Below are 15,999 nucleotides of genomic sequence, written 5' to 3'. Positions count from 1 at the left end.
TTTTATAAAACTGTCGATACAGCATATAATACTTTAATTATAGAAAGTAGGTTTTTAAGGAATAGTTAGCTAGTTACAGGATAACTACTGAGAAGAATTTACTTAAATAAGCCTTTAGGAGGAAATGTAATTCGGGACGTTTTGATATTTTTAAGTGGGAGGAATGAATTTTGGTGAAACAGAGACTGCCCCACCAAAATATATTCAGGTTCACATAATTACTTATGCTACTTCTACATTCTCAGCTTCAGGGCCTTTTTGACCTTGTTTGATGCCGAAAGATACTTGCTGACCTTCGCTAAGAGTGCGGAAGCCTGTACCTGTAATAGCGCTGAAGTGTACAAATACATCAGGGCCATTTTCTTGTTCAATAAAACCAAAGCCTTTTGCTTCGTTAAAGAACTTAACTTTACCAGTAACCGTGTTTGACATACTAAATTTTCCTGTAAGTCAATAATTAAAAATTCAGCCGTAGTGGCTCTATCCTCCCTGAGTGAATGCCCAATAAACTTGGGGTAAAGTACAGGAAGAACCAATAACCAAACCGGTAACCGTACAAGCCGCACATTATCCGTAAATTCAATACGCAAAAACTCAAAGCAACTACAGACTAACACATTAATTTTATTTTAGCTCTAATAATCGAAAATTATTTTGAGGTCAACTGCCACAGCAAAAAAATATGACGATAGTATTTATAAGCAATTAAAATATAATGAAAAAGCCCACTAAAAAAGTGGGCTTTTTGGTTGATTGCTATATAGGCTTATTTAACTTGCCAATCCATTTGTGCTTCAGCCTTGATTGGAACCACTTTGGAATCGCCTAGCTTGTAGCTTGCAGGCACCGTCCAGCTTTCTCTTACCAGCGTGATAGTGTCTTGATTTCGCTCCATGCCATAAAAATCAGGACCAAAATGACTCGCGAAGCCCTCAAGCTTGTCCAAAGCGCCCGCGTCTTCAAACGCTTCAGCATATAGTTCAATCGCAGCGTGGGCAGTATATGCGCCAGCACAACCACACGCCGCTTCTTTTTTGTCTATATAATGCGGCGCAGAGTCTGTGCCTAAAAAGAATTTTTTACTTCCGCTTGTAGCAGCTTCAATTAGCGCCTGCTGATGAATATTTCGCTTTAAAATTGGTAAGCAATAGTAATGTGGGCGGATACCACCGGCTAACATATGATTACGGTTATAAAGCAAATGATGCGCTGTAATTGTTGCAGCTACATTCTCAGAGGCCTTGTTAACAAACTCGACAGCATCCTTTGTAGTGATATGCTCAAGAACAATTTTAAGTGTTGGAAAGTCATTAACTACATCGGCTAACACTGTTTCTAGAAATACTTTCTCGCGGTCAAAAATATCAATTGCTGAATCAGTGACTTCGCCATGTACAAGTAACAACATACCCACTTCTTGCATTGCCTCAAGCACTGGGTAAATATTTTTAATTGACGTCACACCTGAATCTGAGTTTGTTGTCGCGCCTGCAGGGTATAATTTAGCCGCAACAATTTTACCTGTTGCTTTGGCTTTTTCAATTTCTTCAGGCGTTGTTTTATCCGTTAGGTAAAGCACCATTAGAGGCTCAAAATTACCTTGCGGGCCAGCGGCTTTAATTCGCTCATAGTAAGATAATGCGCTTTCTGTACACGTAGCCGGTGGAACAAGATTAGGCATAATGATCGCACGCCCCATATAACGGCTTGCATCACGAACAGTGTCGGTGAGTTGATCACCATCACGTAAATGAATGTGCCAATCGTCTGGGCGAGTGATTGTTAAAGTTTGCATCGAATTTAAATCTGACATTGCTGGTTTCCACGGCTAAAGTTAGAGGGATAGCGTAAACTATAGGCAAATAACCTCGCTTATTTACCCAAGCTCATATTCAGGTGACTAGTTTACACCAGTTAAGGTTTTTTTTGAAAATAACTTTGTGGATATATAAATAGTAGGTTAAGTTAATAAATTAACAGCTAATTTGAGTCAGTTTTCTTTTTATGTCTAAAAGGTTAGATACCGCATTTGCACTTGAGGTCAAAACAGACCAACTACGTATAATAAATCAGTTTTCATCGTCATTGATGCAGCTAGATACGCTAGAAGAATTACTCGATTATGTAACATCTCAGGTTGTAAACCGCCTTGGTTTTATTGAATGTGTTATCTATTTAGCTGATGACGAAACACGTACATTAAAAGAAGTTGCTTCACTGGGAACTGCGAGTTCTTCAGATACCTACCATATTGACAGAACTGAAATCAACTTTGACCAAGGGATCACCGGTTATGTTGCATCATCAGGACTCCCTCTGATGGTTGGCGATGTCACTCAAGATAGTCGTTATATAGCGGATGCCCGCCCTGCTCTTTCTGAGTTATGTGTGCCCCTTGTTTATAAAGAAAAGGTCTTAGGGGTGATTGATTGCGAGCACCCACAAAAACATTATTATACAGATGCGCACTTAGAGGTGCTCTCAACGGTTGCTCATTTACTGAGTGCGAAGATAAATCAAGTTCGCACCGTTGAAAATTTACAGCAAACTGTAAAGCAGTTAAATGATGCTCAAAAGCTTGAAAACAGTATGTTGCAAATTGCAAACTTAACCTATCAATCAAGCGAACTAGACAGCTTTTTTGAATCGCTTCACAGTATTATTACCTCTTTACTGCGAGCTGATAACTTCTTTATCGGTTTGTATGATAAACAACTAGATGTACTTGATTTAGTCTATATTATTGAAGAAGGTGTTCGTTCAAACGCACACAAAAAGATTTCCAAAGAATTACTCAAGGACACCGCTTCGTATTATCTTTTAACGATAGACCAGTCTCTATTATTTAATAAAGAAGAGTTTGAAAAACATATAAAAGCAGGCCATTTTAAGATGGTTGGTAGGCAAGCAGAATCTTGGCTCGGTGTGCCTTTTAAAGTAAATGAACGTATCAGTGGTGTAATTGCTGTTCAAAGCTACAGTAAACATTACCATTACAGTGAACATGATCGTGCTCTTCTCACGTATGTAAGCCGGCAGATAAGTATGGCAATTGACCGTCAGCTTTCGCGCCAAGAACTGGAACATAAAGCACTGCACGACGAACTCACTGGCCTGGCAAACCGTTCATTACTTATCGAGCGAGTTAAACACGGGATTTTACGCTTAGCTCGCTCTGATGAAAAAAGCCAACATGCCCTACTTTATTTAGACTTCGATCGCTTTAAGAGTATTAACGATTCGCTCGGCCATGAGGTTGGCGATCACTTTTTAGTCAAAATATGTGAGCTAATACAAGGAACGATTAGAAATACAGATACATTCGCGCGCTTGGGCGGTGACGAATTTGCTATTTTTATGGAAAACATTACTGACAAACAACAAATTGATGATGCACTTGCACGTATCCAATTGGCACTTGCAGAGCCTCTCAATATCGATGGTCACCTATTGCAAGCTTCAACGAGTATCGGTGTTGCATTTTGTACAACTGAAAAAGACAAGGCTTATAAGTTACTGCAACATGCTGATGCAGCTATGTATGAAGCAAAATCTTCAGGTCGCGGACAAGTCAAATTTTTCAATAACACAATGCGCAAGAAGTTAAAGTCACATGCAGATATTGAAAATGACTTACAACATGGCATCGAGCATAACGACTTTGAACTTTACTACCAGCCTATTTTTACTATTCAAAGTAATGAAGTTGTTGGTTTTGAAGCGCTTGTTAGATGGCATCACCCTAGCAAAGGTTTAGTGGCTCCTAATGATTTTATTCCGATCGCTGAGGACACAGGGCAGATCATTAATCTTGATTTGCACTTATTAGAACTTGCCGCAAAGCAGATATTTGCTTGGCATAAACAAGGAACACCTTTTTTACGTGTCACTGTCAATGTGTCATCTAGGCATTTTGCCAGCCTCGACTTTGTGAGTCAGATACATGACTTATATAAAAAGTATCAATTACCGCTGGGCTCTTTATGTTTAGAAATAACAGAGTCAGGCTTAATTGGTAACCTAGAATTGGCAACAAAAATAATAGAAGGCCTTGCTCCGCTTGAAGTCAAACTATGTTTAGATGATTTTGGTACAGGTTACTCTGCACTTGGTTATTTACATCAACTACCCATTCATATTTTAAAAATTGATAAAAGCTTTATTGATCATTTAAGGAAAGAGCATAACCCACTTGTTGACGCTATTCTTTCCTTAGCCCAATCATTAAAGCTGGATGTAGTCGCAGAGGGAATTGAAACAGAACAACAATTAAACATTTTAAAACAAACACAATGTAAGTTTGGCCAAGGCTTTTTAAAGGCCAAACCTATGCCAGCCAGTGAAGCTGAAAAAGTAATTCTAAATGGTCTTTAAAGCCTAAGAGTGACTTAGGCTTAGTATGTTTATGAGGTTATCCTAACTCTCGGCGTAACTCTTTAGCGGCAGTAACCATATTTTGTAATGCTAAGCGTGTTTCTTCCCAACCGCGGGTTTTTAGACCGCAGTCAGGGTTGACCCAGAGCCTCTCTACTGGCACTTTTTTAGCCGCTTTATGAATTAAGTTTTTAATCCAAGCAATATCGGGGATATTTGGGCTGTGAATATCATATACCCCAGGCCCGATATCATTCGGATAGTCAAAATCCTCAAATGCTTTTAATAGCTCCATATTTGAACGAGATGTTTCTATCGTGATGACATCTGCATCCATGTCTGCAATACCCGCGATGATGTCGTTAAACTCCGCATAACACATATGAGTATGAATTTGTGTTTCATCTGCCACTTTCGATGCACAAACACGAAACGCATAAGCAGCCCAATCCAAGTACGATTGCCAGTCACTTGATTTTAATGGCATACCCTCTCTAAAAGCGGGCTCATCGATTTGAATTATCTTTATACCAGCTTGCTCTAAATCGACAACCTCATCACGAAGCGCTAATGCTATTTGCTTAGCAATAGTAGGTTTATTTAAATCATCACGGATAAATGACCAAAATAGAATAGTCACTGGGCCAGTTAGCATTCCTTTCATTTTTTTCGTTGTTAGAGATTGTGCATAACGCGTCCATTCAACTGTCATAGATTGCTCTCTCGACACATCGCCCCAAATAATCGGGGGTTTTACACAACGCGTGCCATAACTTTGTACCCAACCAAATTGGGTGAATGCAAAGCCTTGCAAAAACTCCGCAAAGTACTCAACCATATCGTTACGCTCTGCCTCACCATGCACCAAAACATCGAGCTGTAACGCCTCTTGCTCTTCAACAGCATAGCGAATTTCTGCTTCCATCTGCTGACGATACTCAGCAGCAGGCAAAACCCCCGCTTTAAATTCTTTACGTGCTTTACGTATCGATTGAGTTTGCGGGAAAGATCCTATCGTGGTGGTCGGTAGTAAAGGTAGCCCAAGTGCGCTTTGCTGTTTGGCTATTCGAGCTGAGAATGGACTAGACCGTTTAGCATCTTTGTTAGTTAATGTACTCAGACGGTTTTGTACATCTTGATTATTAACTCTTGCTGATATTAAACGTTTCTTAACTGGCTCACTGTAATCGCACAGCAACTGTGTTTGCCCTGTGTTAAGCGCATTACGCAATAGTTGTAACTCTTCGCCCTTTTGTTTGGCAAAAGCAAGCCACGATTTTATTTCACTATCTAATTGCTGCTCTTGATCTAAATCGACAGGTGTATGAAGCAACGAACAAGATGGTGCAAGCCACAGGTTATCGCCTCTTTTTTTAGCTAACGCGTGTAATACAGAATACTTCTGCGTTAAATCACTGCGCCATATATTACGACCGTCAATAATACCCAGTGAAAGTACCTGTTGTTGTGTTATTAAGGTATCAAGCTTTGATATATCGTTATTTCCTGCAACACAATCAAAATGCACACCGTCTACAGGGTAATTAGCTATATCGGCAAAATAATCATCTACCGAGTCAAAATAACTGGCAAGTAGTAACTTAACACCTTGTCCTGAAAGCGTTGCAAAACTTGTTTTAAGTGCCTTTTGCTGGCCATGGTTTAATTCTAAAGCAAGAACTGGTTCATCTATTTGAACCCACTCAACACCCAGCTTTGCAAGCTTAGCTAATACCTGTTGATAGACAGGTAAAAGTCTTTCGAGTAATGATAACGTATCAAACGACTTTCCAGCAGGCTTAGCCAAATGTAAATAAGTCACAGGACCAACCAACACAGGCTTCACCTTGTGGCCTAATTGATGAGCTTCTTGCACATGCTCAAATAGTTCAGTCCAAGTCAGTTCGAATGTTTGATCTTCCGATAACTCAGGAACAATATAGTGATAATTTGTATTAAACCATTTTGTCATCTCACTTGCCGCACATTGACATCCAGTAGGCGCTTGCCCTCTAGCAATTCTAAAAAGTGTATCTAAGTCAACGTTACCTTCCTCACTATGATGGCGCTTTGGAATTGCTCCCACCAAAAGTGATGTATTCAAAACATGATCATACCAAGCAAAGTCACCTACAGGCAGTAAGTCAATACCGGCATTAGCTTGTAGTGCCCAGTTTTCTTCTCGAATAGACTTACCTCGTTCGAGTAATACCTGTTGGTTTATTTTTCCTGCCCAATAAGATTCTATTGCGAACTTTAACTCACGTTTCTTTCCTATTCGAGGAAAGCCTAAATTATGTAATTGTGCCATATCCATTCCATTTAGCTGTTTAGATGTCTAAAACATTAGCGATGAGATAAATCTAATTCAACTGATGCTTTCTCAGTTTCAACTTGAGGTAATTTCATGGATTTAAAAAACAATTTAAATAAAAAACAAATGACAACGCTGTCAATTTAAGTAATAAAAGTATATTGTAAATATGAGGTAAAATTCCTCTGAAATTTTAGACGTCTAGACGTTGAAAAAACATGATTGTAGGCGTACTATGTCCGTAATCTGAGTTTGACTCACATTTTTCATGAGATTTTTTAAAGATGATCGATATTAAACACTTAAAAACCATAGCAACCCTTAAAGAAACAGGATCTTTGGTCAATACAGCCCGAGAGTTGTTTTTAACTCAATCGGCTTTATCGCATCAAATTAAAGATCTTGAGAATAAGTTAGACTGCCAACTTTTCGAGCGTAAAACTCAGCCCGTACGCTTTACCCCACAAGGTATGCTGTTACTGGAGTTAGCAAACGAAGTTTTACCACGTGTTGAAGCAACAAAATGTCGTTTAAAAGAAAGCCTTAATCAACCAATTTCAAACCTGCGTTTAAGTGTCGAATGCCATGCTTGCTTTCACTGGTTATTACCGACGATAAAAGAGTTCAACAACTTTTGGCCAGATATTAAAGTCGATTATGAAAGAGGCTTTAGTTATGACGCTATTCCTGATTTGATGAATGATGAATTGGACTTAGTACTCACATCTGATATCCGTGAGCCAGACAAATTAGAATATGCGCACTTATTTGATTTTAAGTTAAAACTGATTGTTTCGCCTGATCATGAACTGGCTAAAAAAGCCTATGTCACCGCACTGGACTTAAAAAACGAAACGATAATTTCTTACCCCATCCCACGTGAACGCCAAGATATCTTTAAACATTTTATTCAAAATGCACGATTTGATGGCACGCTGAAAACGGTTGACCAAGGCTTATTGATATTCCAATTAGTGAGCGCAGGTATGGGGGTTGCGGCTTTGCCGGATTGGTTAGTGACCCCTTATGAAAGCCAAGGGCTCATTAAATCCATTCCGTTAGGTGCATTAGGGTTAACACGCCCGATGTATTTAGCAATGAAAAAAAATATGAAAGATAACCCTGTTTATCGTCACTTTTTAAATACGTGTAAACAAAATAACGGCCGTTAAAAAAGCCCCCTTACTGGTTTAGTCCATTTTACCAGTGAAATATGCGCCACTGGTTTGATGCAGGGGCGCAGAAGTCTCCATAGAGTCAGACTGGATTATCGATATTAATAAAGGTGACATCAAAACCATGCTGCTCAGCTAATAGCTCACCCAGCGCTTTAATGCCGTAACGCTCTGTCGCGTGGTGACCTGCTGCAAAAAAATCGATACCTTGTTCACGTGAGCTGTGAATAGTTTGTTCAGATGCTTCACCTGTCAAATAAGCATCAATATCCTGCGAGGCTGCTAAATCAATATACCCTTGTCCACCACCAGTACACCAAGCAATAGTGTCGATTTTCTCTTCTCTAACTAAGCTTGTTAACGGTGCGCGATTGAGTACTTGGGTTATTTTGTCGGCAAATTCTTCACCAGTTAATGGTGTTTTTAAACGCCCTTTTACTGGCACACTATTTGGACCGGATTCAAGCCCTCCAGTGAACTCAATATCGAGTAACTTTGCCAATTGTGCGTTATTACCAATGTCAGGGTGTATATCTAGCGGTAAATGATAGCCATATAAATTAATATCATTGTTTAAAAGCGCTGCAATACGGCGTTTTTTCATTCCCGTAATTGGCTGCGACTCTCCTTTCCAGAAATAGCCATGGTGCACCAAAATCGTATCTGCATTTTCTGCAATAGCGGCATCAATCAATGCTTGGCTTGCTGTTACACCCGTTACTATTTTTTTTACTACGCTCGAACCTTCAACTTGTAAACCATTGGGGCAAAAATCAGCGATTGAGTCAGGTTTAAGAATGTCGTTTAATAATTGAGTAAATTGTTTGCGTTGCATATAAAAATCGTTCTCCAACCCTCTATTTTGTGCAAATTTTGGCGGTTATGAGCGAAAAATGGAAGGAAAATCGCAAAAAATTGAAAAGTAAGCTAAAAATAGGTATAAATATATATTCTTAATCTGTGTTTACAACGTATAGGGTCTCTGATGAGCAAACTAGACAAAACAGAAGTGTTAAATGCCTTCGAAGCAGCATACGAAGCAGCGAATGGTAAGAAACCTGAAATTACTACAAAACCTGGTTGGTATAGCATCGATGGTGGCAAAAACTTGCGCCTAGCCGATGTTGCAGCGCTGACTGAAGAGCTTACTTCTGGTAAAACAGCTGAGCCTAAGGCAGAAGAAGCACCAAAAGCCCCAGCGAAAAAAACCAAAACTAAAACCGCTGCGCCAGCTAAAACAGCAAAAAAAGCATCGTTCACTGTTGTTAAAGCAAACGATGATGGTTACAAAGCTGAAGAGCTTTGGATTGTTAACCTAGCTGAAAAAGACCACGATTGTCGTTTACCACGTGGTGTTGTGTAATTTAATTACATGCATTCATTTTAAAAAACCGCTACTCGTTAGCGGTTTTTTATATCCTTCCAGCAGAATATTTAATAGCCATTGACTAAAATAACCAAATAACACAATAAAAACAGTGCCAATCAATACAGGCATCACTAAAAAATCCCAACTTTGCAAAGATTGTATAATCAAAATTGGGTTTGCGCCTGCCGCTGGATGTATTGTGTCTGTCAGCATCATGAGACTGATTGCCAGTCCTGTTGCTATAGCAATTTCAACAGGCCCTACACCGACATAATTTACAAATACAACGCCAATTAATGCAGTCAAAAGGTGCCCACCGATAACATTCTTCGCTTTCGCAAGCGGGCTGTGTGGCACACCAAATACCAACACGGCAGTTGCACCAAACGGTGCCATCAACCACACACCGTAATGTCCTAGTTGCTGTAAATAGGCCAACACAAAAATTGCCATACAAGCAAACACACCCGCGATTGCCGCTCTACTCACTTTATTTTCCATAACGCCTCCCAAAAGTAGACCGACTTGTCTACTCGACAAATGGTAGACAAATCGGTCTACTTCTGTCAAGATATTATTAGTCACCAATTAAGAGCTTGTTATGGATAAACGAACACATATTATTTTGACCGCCCTGTCACTTTTTTATCAAAAAGGCATTCATAATGTGGGAATCAACGAGATTATTAGTGTCGCGGGTGTCGCTAAAAAAACCATGTACCACCATTTCGCAAGTAAAGATGAGCTACTACTAGCGTGCCTTAGTGAGCGACATAACAGGTTTTTAAATTGGTTAACGCAAGCCACCAGCAAGCAAACAACTATTGAAGAATTTAAAGTCGCTTTGATCAGCTGCCATGAAGCTTGGTTTAACTCTGAGGTGACTGAGTTAGGTGATTTTAATGGCTGTTTATTTATTAACACTGCCGCCGAATTTGCTGATCCTGCAAGTCCAATTAATCAAGCCTGCAAAGAGCATAAAATGGCAGTACAGCAGTTAATAAAACAGCGTTTATCAGCGTGTAATAACATGGAAAGTTCTCAGCTGAACTCACAGAGCCATTATTTGATGACGCTTGTAGAGGGCATGATCTGCCAAGCAAAACTAGTAGGAATTAAACAGTTTCCTCATTTAAAGCCATAAATAAATTATAAAAAAGCGGCACTATGGCCGCTTTCAGTTTAGATTTCCGCTTTGTTAGATTTTTTCAAAATATAACTTTTCGCGTTTTTTCTCACCCACTTCGTTCATGGTGGCAGCATCAAATAAACGACCATTGATCATGGTGTAATCTATTTTATCTGTATCACGAATGTTAGTTAGCGGGTTACCGTCAATAACGATTAAATCGGCAAGTTTACCCGGCTCAAGAGAACCGATGTTGTTATCAAGACCAATGTATTTAGCAGGATCTAACGTTGCTGCACGAATTGCTTGAAGTGGTGTCATACCACCTTGTGCAAACATCCAAATTTCCCAATGTGCCGCTAAACCTTCACGCTGACCATGAGCACCTAGGTTTACTAAAACACCTAAGTCTTGCAACTCTTTGGCAACACGCGCATTGTTAAAGTGGTTATAGTGATGATCGGGAGCCTTAACACGACGCATTGAACGAGGTAAAAGCTGATTCTTTGGTACAAACTTACTTAAGCGTGGGTGATTCCACACATCTGTCTTGTCGTACCAATAATTTTCACCCCAAATACCACCGTATGCGACACCCAGTGTCGGTGTGTAACCTACATCACTCTGTGACCAAAGCTGGCGAATATCATCGTAAATATTGGCAACAGGAATTGAGTGCTCAATACCCGTATGACCATCAACCACCATGGTTAAGTTGTGCTGCAGTAATGATCCGCCTTCTGGCACAACCATCATTTCAAGTTCACGACCTGCTTCAATGACTTGCTGACGCTGCTCACGACGTGGTTGGTTATAGGATTTAACACTAAACGCGCCCACTTTCTTTAAGCGCTCAAGGTGGAATTTGGCATCTTCTAACGAATCAATATGCGACGTGTAACCCGGCATATTCGCACCATATAAAATAGTACCCGTTGAGAAAATACGAGGGCCGAAAATCATGCCTGCTTTTTGCATTTCGCTTGCAGCAAAAATCTCAGTGGTGTCGTTTGATGGATCGTGAATCGTTGTCACACCTAACGCTAAGCCTGCTAAGTTCTTCCAGTTTTGCTGTGGAATGATCTCATCGCTACCTTGCGAGCCGTGCGCATGCGCATCAACAATCCCAGGCATAATCGTCTTACCAGTTACATCAATTACCTCAGCGCCTTTAGGAATAGCAACACTGTCTTTACTGCCAACCGCTTTAATATGCTTACCATCAGTAACAATAACGCCGTTTTCAATAACCTGCTCACCATTCATAGTGATAATGCGCGCGCCAGTTAAAGCGAATACTGATTTAGGCTCGTCCATGGTTTTTGTAAAACCGATGTTATCACCACTTTTAACTTTAAAATCAGTCTCAGCATTTTGGTTAATATCAAATAAACCCGCTAGGCTTGCATGATATAACTCAGGGCCTAAGCTCCAATAAAGTTTATCGCTTGTGCCACTCCAACTGATGTTCTCACCCGCGCGAACAGACAGCTGCTCAATTGGGAATTGGCTATCTTTCGGACCAATGTTAATGGTTTTACCACGCTCAACAAATGGCGTAACAAATACTTTAAAACGCTCTGCAAACGCTAAGTATTGACCATCTGGTGATACTCTAAACTCTGTTGCATGTTCTGACTCATAAAGTTTGCGAACTTGTTTTGATTCAAGCTCAACAACGCTTAATGTTGGTTTCGGCCAAGGGCTCATCACATAAATACGGTCATTCGCTGCACCAAATTGCGGCTGATAACCTGATTTAGTGATAAGTGTTGAATCACCGCCTTTGGCACTTACTGAGTAAATACCTGGCTCTAATGACCATGTTGGGTTAAGGATACTGCCGCCGGATGCTTTACGGTAAACAACCGTTTTGCCATCAGGGCTGAAAGTTGGCTCTACATATTTACCTGGCTCTTGAGTAATGGTATCGCCACGGCCACTGCGCGCAGACACAACACGGATTGAGCCCTGTTCGTTATCATCCCATGTGGTGTAAACAATTTTCTTACCATCACGAGAGAACTGCGGGAATAATTCAAAGTGATCGTCTTGCTTAGTCAGGCGTTTCACTTTGCCAGACTCTAAATCACGTTTATAAATATGACCAAGCGCTTCAAATATAGCCGTTTCACCATCCGGTGAAATTTGTACATTGCGCAGCATTTTCACATCAAAATTATCGCTATCGATGTTTTGTGTAAAACGCACGGCTTTTTGAATTTGCTTATTGGTCTCAACTTTAAATGGAATAGTCGAGACAGACTTATCATCCACCTCTAGCTTATGAATGGTACCACCCGCCCAAAAAACCAATTGTTCGTTATCTGGTGTCCAAGCAATTGTTGGGTATACGCCATGAATAGCCCATGTTTCTTGCATATCACGCTCAAGCTCGCCATAGAGCTTGGTATGCTCACCGGTGTGAAGATCATATAAGTACAAGCTTGTTTGGAAATCATCGCGCTTTATATACGCAAGTTTTTTACCATCTGGTGAAGGTGTCGGTCGAATAGCCCCACCCATGCCATCAATGATAGTTTCAATCTCGCCGGTTTCACGGTCATAGCGTTTAATTTTATAAATACCCGCTACAGAGTCTTTAGAGTAATGGAATGTTTTGCCCGGCGTTGCATCATGCGAAAAATAAACATAACGACCATCCGGTGAGAACATTGGCTCGCCTAAGTCTTTTTGGTCGTTTTCGCGTGCAGTTAGCTGTACACCTTTACCACCCGCTTTGTGGTAAAGCCATACTTCACCAGCCCCTAAAGAGCGGCTTGCAGTAAAGTGCTTGCGCGCAACTAAGTAATCACCATCAGGGCTCCAAGCTGGGCTATTTAACAGACGAAATGTTTCGCTCGTGACTGCTTTTTGATTTTCACCGTTTAAATCCATAACCCAAATGTTATCGCCACCACCTTGGTCTGAAGTAAACGCAATGTGCTTACCATCAGGGCTAAAGCGTGGTTGCATTTGCCATGCAATATCACTGGTTAATTGCGTTGCAGTCCCGCCAGATAATGGCATGGTATAAATATCGCCGAGTAGGTCAAACACCACGGTTTTACCATCAGGGCTAATATCTACGTTCATCCACGTGCCCTGCTCAACACTAATTTTAGCGTCTAGGAATTGCCCTTTAGGTGCGTCCACCTGCCATTTGTCATCATTTGACTGTTCAGCTGCCACCACTTGCCCAGTTAGAGCAAGTGAAACCGATACAGCTAGGGCCGTATGAAGCATTTTCTTCATTGAAGTCTCACTTTTTATTGTTTTGCTTATTTGCACACTTTTAAGATTGCACCAAATAGCATAGCAAGATTCCAGTGATTCGTGTTAAACAGACGTAAATAGTCGACTAATGCCACGCAATGGGATCAAACTGATAATAGCCAACCAGCAAGTGATAAATCTCAGGGTCAAATTGTCTCAGTTCAGCAGGTTTTTCTAAAAAGGTTTCGGTGATGACAGCAAAAAACTCTGCCTCATTGGTCGCACCATAACTATGAATAACATGAGGCATGCCGTAAGCTAAATGGGTTTTGAGTTGATTAAACGCGCGGCTAAATACTTTTGCCCATTTTTGGTAATCTTCATTACTAGCAAGCAGTGGTGTGCCCGTGGTTTTACCGGTTTCTTGGTCGAGCTGATGGGCAAATTCGTGAAACACTAAATTATGACCATCACTTGGTAAGCGGTTCCCCTCTAGGACATCATGCCAACTCAATACCAGCGTTCCGCCTGGCCATGATTCCCCTTGACGAACAGCGTTGTGATAACTTACCAAACCGGCACCATCTCGCGAGGTCTCGGGCGCATAATATGCACTAGGATACAATAAAATTTCTCTAACATTACGGTACAAAGGCCAGGGTTTATTGAGGACTAACAAGCACGCATCAGCAGCAACTATCAACTTCATAGATTCGTTAAGTTTTAAGCCATCACAACCAATAAAACGTTTTTCATTTAAAAACCAAACGATATGTCGTTCCAGCTTTTCACGATCGGCGTCGGTCATTCTTTGGTAGATGGGCATGTACTTTAGCAACAAATTCTTTTGCTGTGAGTTAAGAGCAAAACGATGGTACTTTTTTTGCCAAAAATGATTTCTAATATCATCCCAGCGCCAATAACACACAATAAAAATAACTAAGGAAAGTAACAAAAATAGGTTAAGCATTACCATCGCCTAAAAAACGGTCTTAGTAGTTAAATGTGTGCAAACAAAAAAAGATCAATACTTGAAAAATTAATTGAACATTAAAAGCCGTGTTAAACACGGCTTTTACCATCATTAACGGTATAAGGGTTGCCAAGCACAGGTTCTACGTCCGTTGCGCTCAAAATAAAAGTTATTACAATTTGAATCATAGTTACTATTACCAACATCAATACGATAATTACTGATATAACGGTTATGTAATGAAACTTGCTGACCATTTTGTAATAAAGTGAAGTGCACGTGTGGACCAGATGATTGTCCGCCTTCGCACAGTGCTTGGTTATAACTATTCGCATAACGACCTAGCAACGTTCCAGGCTGCACAGTGTCACCATTATTGTATTGCAAGTTAGACATGTGGTAATAATTAGTTGCAAAGCCACTTGAGTGCGTTACCCGTATATTACATGACGAAAAACGAGTGATGACTCCACCATGTGCGGCTTGAACCCAAGGCGTATTACTTCCCCATCCACCAGAACCATTGTTAAAGTCTAATGAAGAATAAGGATAACCTGAGCCAGTGTTTGAATGCGCTCCACCACTATACCAATAATATCCTTGAGACCAAGGTAAGTTCATAGTAAATGTGGCTTGAACCGACTGCTCTTCCCCTGAGAAAGTGACCTGGTCTGTGTTCAAGATAAGAGACTGTTCGGGTGATAGTTGCTCGAATATATCTAAGAAGCGAGTTAAAGAATCATTTGGCTGACCATGCAAATTATGCTGCTTACTCATCATGCTGGCAAGCGCAGCTGTAGCAGCAGTACTCACTTGTGAAGGCCTAATCAGATGCTTTATGGAATTTGAGTTTTTATCATGCTTTACGGCTTGCTCTTGCCAGTGTTTGAAGGCATAGAAACGTTGACTTAATTTAAATACAACGTCTTTCACCTGCTCATCAAACCCTTGCTTGTCAGAGATATTGTTAAACACGCTTTCTAATTCAACCGAAGGATCAGAAAGTCCCTCACTTTGCTGTTCAATCAGGGCCAAAATCACTTTTGGGTTAATACTATAATAGCCAGCCCAGTGTAGTATAAAAGCTTGTTTACTTTGAAGTTCAGGGGCATACGATGCGAAGTAGTTATCCCAATCTTCATTTAATAGATCATTATTAAATACAAATGTTTGGTCATCCATAATTAATAATGAATTAAGATTCAGTTGTTCAACTGCTTGGTCTGAAAATTCAAACGTTTCATGGTTATGCACACCGGCAAACGCTATAGAAGAAAAACCAAGTCCAGTCGTAACCGCAAGTGTTAGTAAATGTTTATTCATCTTTTTGTTCCCTTTTATAAAACCCCATACGGGGAACAAAAATGTAGATCAAAAGTGAATTAATTGTTAATTTTATATTCTTATGTAAACATTTACGTAAGTAATGTACCTTTAATAACACCACCT

12 protein-coding genes are annotated in these 15,999 nt (G+C 40.3%); 4 read left to right on the top strand and 8 right to left on the bottom strand.

Annotated features, from left to right (window positions below; genetic code table 11):
• Nucleotides 1-222 precede the first annotated feature (222 nt).
• Nucleotides 223-432 (bottom strand): cold-shock protein, encoded by a 210-nt coding sequence (locus LY624_RS06585; protein WP_036967526.1) that lies wholly within the window; start codon nucleotides 430-432, stop codon nucleotides 223-225.
• A gap of 334 nt (nucleotides 433-766) precedes the next feature.
• On the bottom strand, nucleotides 767-1,813 hold the full coding sequence (pyrC, locus tag LY624_RS06580; RefSeq protein WP_341804141.1) for a dihydroorotase: 1,047 nt from the start codon (nucleotides 1,811-1,813) through the stop codon (nucleotides 767-769).
• A gap of 191 nt (nucleotides 1,814-2,004) precedes the next feature.
• Here pyrC and LY624_RS06575 point away from each other — a divergent pair, with 191 nt between their 5' ends.
• Nucleotides 2,005-4,374, top strand: coding sequence for a bifunctional diguanylate cyclase/phosphodiesterase (locus LY624_RS06575; RefSeq protein WP_341804140.1), 2,370 nt, complete (start codon nucleotides 2,005-2,007; stop codon nucleotides 4,372-4,374).
• 37 nt (nucleotides 4,375-4,411) lie between these two features.
• Here the strand turns inward: LY624_RS06575 and metE are convergent, their stop codons facing one another.
• Nucleotides 4,412-6,685, bottom strand: a complete 2,274-nt coding sequence (gene metE, locus LY624_RS06570) for a 5-methyltetrahydropteroyltriglutamate--homocysteine S-methyltransferase (RefSeq protein WP_341804139.1) — start codon at nucleotides 6,683-6,685, stop codon at nucleotides 4,412-4,414.
• 287 nt (nucleotides 6,686-6,972) lie between these two features.
• On the opposite strand from metE, the gene LY624_RS06565 reads away from it, so the two are divergent.
• Entirely contained in the window at nucleotides 6,973-7,860 is an 888-nt protein-coding gene (locus LY624_RS06565; protein WP_237119374.1) for a LysR substrate-binding domain-containing protein, read from the top strand.
• An 85-nt stretch (nucleotides 7,861-7,945) separates the two neighbouring features.
• Here LY624_RS06565 and LY624_RS06560 read toward each other — a convergent pair whose 3' ends face one another.
• The gene (locus tag LY624_RS06560) at nucleotides 7,946-8,698 is read right to left on the bottom strand and encodes a Nif3-like dinuclear metal center hexameric protein (RefSeq protein ID WP_341804138.1); all 753 of its coding nucleotides are present in this window, start codon (nucleotides 8,696-8,698) and stop codon (nucleotides 7,946-7,948) included.
• A 150-nt stretch (nucleotides 8,699-8,848) separates the two neighbouring features.
• On the opposite strand from LY624_RS06560, the gene LY624_RS06555 reads away from it, so the two are divergent.
• Nucleotides 8,849-9,226, top strand: a complete 378-nt coding sequence (locus tag LY624_RS06555; RefSeq protein WP_062570707.1) for a hypothetical protein — start codon at nucleotides 8,849-8,851, stop codon at nucleotides 9,224-9,226.
• 15 nt (nucleotides 9,227-9,241) lie between these two features.
• On the opposite strand, the gene LY624_RS06550 is transcribed toward LY624_RS06555, so the two are convergent.
• Complete coding sequence (locus LY624_RS06550; protein WP_341804137.1) at nucleotides 9,242-9,733, bottom strand: HPP family protein; 492 nt, start codon at nucleotides 9,731-9,733, stop codon at nucleotides 9,242-9,244.
• A gap of 100 nt (nucleotides 9,734-9,833) precedes the next feature.
• Here LY624_RS06550 and LY624_RS06545 point away from each other — a divergent pair, with 100 nt between their 5' ends.
• Nucleotides 9,834-10,376: a TetR/AcrR family transcriptional regulator gene (locus LY624_RS06545; protein ID WP_341804136.1), complete on the top strand. Its 543-nt coding sequence runs from the start codon at nucleotides 9,834-9,836 to the stop codon at nucleotides 10,374-10,376.
• Nucleotides 10,377-10,430: 54 nt separating this feature from the next.
• Here the strand turns inward: LY624_RS06545 and LY624_RS06540 are convergent, their stop codons facing one another.
• The 3 genes from LY624_RS06540 to LY624_RS06530 form a co-directional block, all read right to left on the bottom strand.
• Entirely contained in the window at nucleotides 10,431-13,616 is a 3,186-nt protein-coding gene (locus LY624_RS06540; protein ID WP_341804135.1) for an amidohydrolase family protein, read from the bottom strand.
• 106 nt (nucleotides 13,617-13,722) lie between these two features.
• On the bottom strand, nucleotides 13,723-14,547 hold the full coding sequence (locus LY624_RS06535) for a M90 family metallopeptidase (protein ID WP_130151387.1): 825 nt from the start codon (nucleotides 14,545-14,547) through the stop codon (nucleotides 13,723-13,725).
• A 114-nt stretch (nucleotides 14,548-14,661) separates the two neighbouring features.
• On the bottom strand, nucleotides 14,662-15,873 hold the full coding sequence (locus tag LY624_RS06530) for an elastinolytic metalloprotease pseudoalterin (RefSeq protein WP_341804134.1): 1,212 nt from the start codon (nucleotides 15,871-15,873) through the stop codon (nucleotides 14,662-14,664).
• Nucleotides 15,874-15,999: the final 126 nt, after the last annotated feature.

The organism is Pseudoalteromonas sp. N1230-9 (genome assembly GCF_032716425.1).
GTDB lineage: Bacteria > Pseudomonadota > Gammaproteobacteria > Enterobacterales > Alteromonadaceae > Pseudoalteromonas.
The sequence above is the reverse complement of the archived record's forward strand: the minus strand, read 5'-3'. Positions and strand labels throughout refer to the sequence as shown.